The organism is Corallococcus sp. CA054B, assembly GCF_003611625.1.
GTDB classification, from domain to species: Bacteria; Myxococcota; Myxococcia; order Myxococcales; family Myxococcaceae; genus Corallococcus; species Corallococcus coralloides.
The window spans coordinates 1-4,584 of the sequence record NZ_RAVY01000345.1 but is presented as its reverse complement, the minus strand read 5'-3'; the positions used below and the strand labels follow the sequence as shown (position 1 = coordinate 4,584).

The 4,584-nt window shown below is 72.8% G+C and carries 7 protein-coding genes; 2 read left to right on the top strand and 5 right to left on the bottom strand.

Going from position 1 to position 4,584, the window contains the following annotated elements; genetic code table 11:
- On the top strand, positions 1–243 hold a 243-nt coding region (locus tag D7V80_RS40285), incomplete at its 5' end, for a hypothetical protein (RefSeq protein WP_120593064.1).
- Here the strand turns inward: D7V80_RS40285 and D7V80_RS43780 are convergent.
- Positions 244–957, bottom strand: a complete 714-nt coding sequence (locus D7V80_RS43780; protein WP_304988481.1) for a hypothetical protein — start codon at positions 955–957, stop codon at positions 244–246.
- Positions 958–1,054: 97 nt separating this feature from the next.
- Positions 1,055–1,981: an NmrA/HSCARG family protein gene (locus D7V80_RS40275; RefSeq protein ID WP_120593063.1), complete on the bottom strand. Its 927-nt coding sequence runs from the start codon at positions 1,979–1,981 to the stop codon at positions 1,055–1,057.
- Between the two features lie 159 nt (positions 1,982–2,140).
- On the opposite strand from D7V80_RS40275, the gene D7V80_RS40270 reads away from it, so the two are divergent.
- A complete protein-coding gene (locus D7V80_RS40270; protein ID WP_120593062.1) occupies positions 2,141–2,746 on the top strand; it encodes a hypothetical protein in 606 nt (201 codons plus the stop codon).
- 10 nt (positions 2,747–2,756) lie between these two features.
- Here D7V80_RS40270 and D7V80_RS40265 read toward each other — a convergent pair whose 3' ends face one another.
- The 3 genes from D7V80_RS40265 to D7V80_RS40255 all read right to left on the bottom strand — a co-directional run.
- Positions 2,757–3,161 carry a DUF2203 domain-containing protein gene (locus tag D7V80_RS40265; protein WP_014393208.1) on the bottom strand — a complete coding sequence of 135 codons (405 nt, stop codon included), beginning with the start codon at positions 3,159–3,161 and terminating at the stop codon, positions 2,757–2,759.
- A gap of 103 nt (positions 3,162–3,264) precedes the next feature.
- A complete protein-coding gene (locus tag D7V80_RS40260; protein ID WP_120593061.1) occupies positions 3,265–4,035 on the bottom strand; it encodes a hypothetical protein in 771 nt (256 codons plus the stop codon).
- A gap of 109 nt (positions 4,036–4,144) precedes the next feature.
- A partial coding sequence (locus D7V80_RS40255; RefSeq protein ID WP_147447382.1) for a response regulator occupies positions 4,145–4,584 on the bottom strand: 440 nt, incomplete at its 5' end.

The following is a 4,584-nucleotide window of genomic DNA, read 5'->3' as shown; positions in this document are numbered from 1 at the left end:
GGCCTGGTCCTGGGCGGGCTGGGCACGGGCACGCCCCGGGGCGCGATGGTGGCGCTGACGGGCCTGGTGCCGCTGCTGACCGGCGCGCTGGATTTGTTCCCGCTGGGGCCGCTGATGGGGCTGCCCCTGAAGGGCGCGGACGTGCGGCGCGCGCTGGGGCAGCCGGAGGAAGCACCGCTGCTCGACCTGGCGCACGACGGGGGGCGCTCCCCCTACGCGCCCCCCAGCACGCTGCTGCACTGACTAGTTGCTCACCTGGAAGGGGATGCCCATTGAACCGAACGGCTCTCCTGTCCGCGCATCCACCAGCTTCAGCTGGAGCGTCACCGCGTTCTCTCGGTGGGCCACGCCCTGGAAGTAGAGGAAGCCCTCCTGCGTGCCGCCGGGCTCCAGCGTGCCCTCCGGCAGCGCGTTGTTGAGCATGTCCTCGGTGGGCAGCGGCTGCTCGTAGTAGTACGGGTACGGCCCGTAGAAGGGGCTGCCCCAGCCCCAGGGGCCGCCGTACCAGCCGGGCCCCCAGCCGCGCCAGGGCCCGTAGCCGTAGCCGCCGCCCACCCACACCCTGCCCGCGGGGTACATCGCCGGGCTGATGCGCGCGGGGGCCTCCGTGTCGCGTGACGAGCTGGCTCGCCGCAGCGACAGGGGCGGCAGCGCGCTGTAGCGGAAGCGCGACTCCTGACCCACCAGCGCGAAGTCCTTGTACTGGAGGCGAAGCGGGCGTTGCCCCTGGTTCTCCAGCCGGACGTAGACGGGGGTGACCCGGCGCTCCAGGTCGGACGGTGAGCCGTGCCACGCCGAGCCGTCCGCCGTGAGCCGCACGCCTTCCTGTTCCGTGATGGCGCTGCTCTTGCCGCCCTGGAGGACTCCCGCTTCCGGCACGGGCCGCAGCTTCGTCTCCGCCGCGCAGCCCGCCATCAGCATCAACCCCAGGGCCCCCACTCCCAGTGCTCCACGCATCGCATGCCTCCTCGTACTTCAAGGTAGGGCGTGCGGCGTTCAGGGGATGACATGCGCCGTCCTCCACCCCGGGCAGCGGGCGGGCTGGCCGGGGACCCTACGGCTGGGGCGTCACCGGTTCGGCCGCGGTGGCGGGCCAGGCGGGCGCGTTGACGAAGTCCCATTCCTGATGGCGTGCCCAGGCCTCGAAGGTCTGCCAGCCCACGCGCGGGTAGCTGTTGCGCAGGGTGAGGATGTCCGCGTGGTAGCCCACGCGGTCCAGCCACTCGAACATGGCCGCCAGGTCCTCGCTCTGCTGCTGGAGCTGATCCAACGGGATCTGCTCGAAGTTGATGCGATGGCCGCCCACCATGGAGAGCAGCGCGGCGGCCTGCTGGCCCGTCACCTCGTCGGAGGCGACTTCAATGCGCTCGCCGATGAAGCGCTCCGGGTCACTCAGCACGTGCATCGCGAAGCCGGCCAGGTCGTCCACCGCCACCATCTGGAGGCCGCGCGTCGCGGGCAGCCCCAGGGCCAGCTTCCCCTCCGCCAGCAGGTCGCGCGTGGGCGGGTGGAGGAGGTTCTCCATGAAGAAGGTGGGGGCCAGGATGGTGAAGGGCATGTCCCGGCGCCGCAGGTACAGCTCCACGGCGTGCTTGCTGTCGAAGTGCGGGACGCCGGTGAGCTCCGACGCGCCCGCCACGGACGAGTACACGAAGTGCCGCACGTTGGCGCGCTTCGCCGCGTCCGCCAGGTTCTTGCCGTGCTGGACCTCCGCGTCCACGCCGCCCCCACTGAAGGGCGTGGCCATGGCGTAGACGGCGTCCACGCCGCGCATGGCGCTCTCCAGGGAGACGGGGTCGTCATAGTCGCCCTGGGCCAGGGTGACGCCGGGCCTGCGCAGGGCGCGGGCGGCCGGGGCGTCCGCGTCCCGCACCAGCGCCACCACGTGGTGCCCCCGGTCAGCGAGCTTGCGGAGGACGGCACCGCCTTGCTGGCCGGTGGCGCCAGTGACGAGCACGGTGATGGAGAAATCCACGGGCATGGGTTCAGACCTCCGGACGCGACGTGTCACGGAAAACTGGAGACGCCTCCTTCCATTGGCGAGGCCTGGAGCCCGCAGTGTCCTCCCCCGAGCACAGGCTCCCGAGGCAGGCAGGCGACCTGAAGGGAGGGGCAGGCGGCATGGCATCCTCCCGGCCCCATGAGCAAGCGTGACACGCCCCCGTCCTCCGAGCTGGTCTCCGCCGCCCAGGCGCTCGACGCCGAGCTGCTGCGCTTCGAGGCGCTGTCGGAGCAGCTGAAGGAGGCGCCCCTGATGTCGGAGAAGCACCTGGAGCGCGCGTCGAAGACGCTCAAGGACCTGGCGGACCTGGACGACGCGCTGCGGATGCGCGTGGGCGCGCTGGTGCAGGCCATCACCGGGGTGCGCAACCGGCAGCAGGCGCAGGCGGACGCGGTCAACGTGTGCGCGCAGGAGCTGCAGCAGCGCACGGAGGTGTTCAAGGAGCTGCTCACGCGCTACGGGGCGCTGGGGCAGAGCGCGGCGGACCTCAACGGGCGCATGCAGGAGTTCGCGGCGCTGCGCCAGCAGGCCACGCGCACGGCGGAGGAGGAGGCGCGGCTCACGGAGGTCTTCACCGCGCTCCAGGCGCGCATGGCGGAGGTGGCGGACGACGCGGCCACGCTGACGCGCGCGGCGGAGGAGGCGAAGTTCACCGACATCGGCCGGCAGGCGGAGTCCCTGCGCCAGCAGCTGCTCTCCGCGCGCAACAAGCTGGGCCTGTTGCACCAGAGCCTGTCGAAGTGACGGGGCGCTCTCAGCTCAGGTAGGTGGGCTCGAAGTCGTCCGGGCTGTCGATGGGGCGGCGTCCGGAGAAGCCGGCCTTCAGGTCGTGCCAGTGCGCCACGGCGTTCTCGCCGTAGCGCCAGCAGAGGTAGACGGGCTCCTCGCCGCGCCGCGCGTGGAAGTCCACCAGGCCGTCCGCGCCTTTTATCTCCAGGCCCATCTCCTGGAGCGGGCCCAGCTCACCGCGGATGCGCTCCAGCAGCTCGTCGCGCTCCTCGCGGAAGGTGCGCACCTCGGCGGTGTCGGGCGGGGCCTCCGGGCCGTCCAGCACCTCCGCCAGCTTCTGCACGCGCTCCACCCACGGGCGCACGCGTCCGAAGGTCTTCGTCAGCAACGGCACCAGCCGGCTGGCCTCTTCCACGCTGAAAAAGCGCATCGGGGGACAGCATGCAGTGTGCGCCCCCCGCAGGCCACTCTCTTCGGGGCGTGTCTCAGCGGCCGTGACCTGTCTGAAACATGTCGACAGGTGGGACGGGCGGTCACCCGCGCCGCAGCGATGACAGATTTTCCAGGAGCCAGCGCCAGGCGGCCTCGCGCAGGGGGAAGGCGGCCTCGCGGGCGAGGAAGTCCGCGGTGTGTTCCGCGGCGCAGCGGCCGGCGTCGTCGTGTGCGTCGGGACCGGCGTCCTGGACGGTATGGGTGGCGGCGAGGTCCGCGTGCAGCAGGGCGTGGAAGACGATGAAGTCCACGACGAAGGCGGGCACGGTGGGGCGGTCCAGCGCGGGGTGGACGCGCACCTCGCGCAGGCGTGCGTCGTAGCCGCCCAGGTGGATGGTGCGGCGGGTGCGGCGCGCGGGGCGGCGGGCCCAGCCCACCTCCACGGCGTGCACGCGCCCGTCGAAGTACGCCGCGTCCAGCCGGGCGTGGACGGCCTTGAGGTCGAAGCAGCGGCCGCGCGTGCGCAGCGGGGCGCCGGGCCTGCGCTCCCGGCGCACCTGGCCGTGGTGGGCGTGGCTGAAGGCCTCCAGCACCTCGCGGGCGGCGGTGTCACCGGCCACGTAGAGGGCCAGGGCGCGCACCACGGCGTCGGGTGCGTCCAGGAAGAGGTGGTGCAGGCGCAGGCGCACGCCTTCGGGGAGGCGGCGGTAGCTCACCAGGGTGGCGCGGTTGTCCGTCAGACGCAGGTGCACGGGCCGGCCCAGCAGGGCGGACACGCGCCGGGCCAGTTCCGCGGCCCGGGGCAGCGCGTCCTCGCGCGAGGGCACCCGCGAGCGCGCCGGCTCACGCCCGGGCGCCGGGGCGTCGAACATCGCCATTTGTCCGGGCGGCGGACGCATTGGGGGAAAGGTAAGCCCTGCCCCCGCCCGCTGGAAAGGAGGATGCGTGCGGGCATGTCCGTTGTCCCACGGGGCCTGGCCGTCACGCCTTCGGAAGCGCGGGGTACCGGTCCGCGAGCGAGGCGATGACGGCGAGCAGCTCCCCGGGCTCCACCGGCTTGGGCACATGGCTCTGGAAGCCGGCGCGCAGCACGCGGGTGCGGTCCTCCGAGCGGGCGTACGCGGTGAGGGCCACCGCCGGGGTGTGGCCTCCCTTCGCGGCGGACAGCGCGCGCACGCGCTCGATGAAGCCGTAGCCGTCCGTGACCGGCATGCCGATGTCGGAGACGAGCACGTCCGGATGCTCCGCCTGGAGCACCTGGAGCCCCTCCATCGCGGAGCCCGCGGTCGCCACGTGGGCGCCGCTGTCCTCCAGGAGCGTGCGCAGGAACTCGCGCGCGTCCTCCTCGTCGTCCACCACGAGCACGCGCACGCTGCCCAGCTCCGGAGGGGGCATGGCCTCCCGGTCCATCGGGGGAGGGC

Excerpts from the sequence above, each read along its gene's own strand:
- D7V80_RS40275 (WP_120593063.1), bottom strand. The coding sequence starts at position 1,981 with ATGCCCGTGGATTTCTCCATCACCGTGCTCGTCACTGGCGCCACCGGC.
- D7V80_RS40260 (WP_120593061.1), bottom strand. The coding sequence starts at position 4,035 with ATGTTCGACGCCCCGGCGCCCGGGCGTGAGCCGGCGCGCTCGCGGGTG.
- D7V80_RS40270 (WP_120593062.1), top strand. The coding sequence starts at position 2,141 with ATGAGCAAGCGTGACACGCCCCCGTCCTCCGAGCTGGTCTCCGCCGCC.
- D7V80_RS40265 (WP_014393208.1), bottom strand. The coding sequence starts at position 3,161 with ATGCGCTTTTTCAGCGTGGAAGAGGCCAGCCGGCTGGTGCCGTTGCTG.
- D7V80_RS43780 (WP_304988481.1), bottom strand. The coding sequence starts at position 957 with ATGCGTGGAGCACTGGGAGTGGGGGCCCTGGGGTTGATGCTGATGGCG.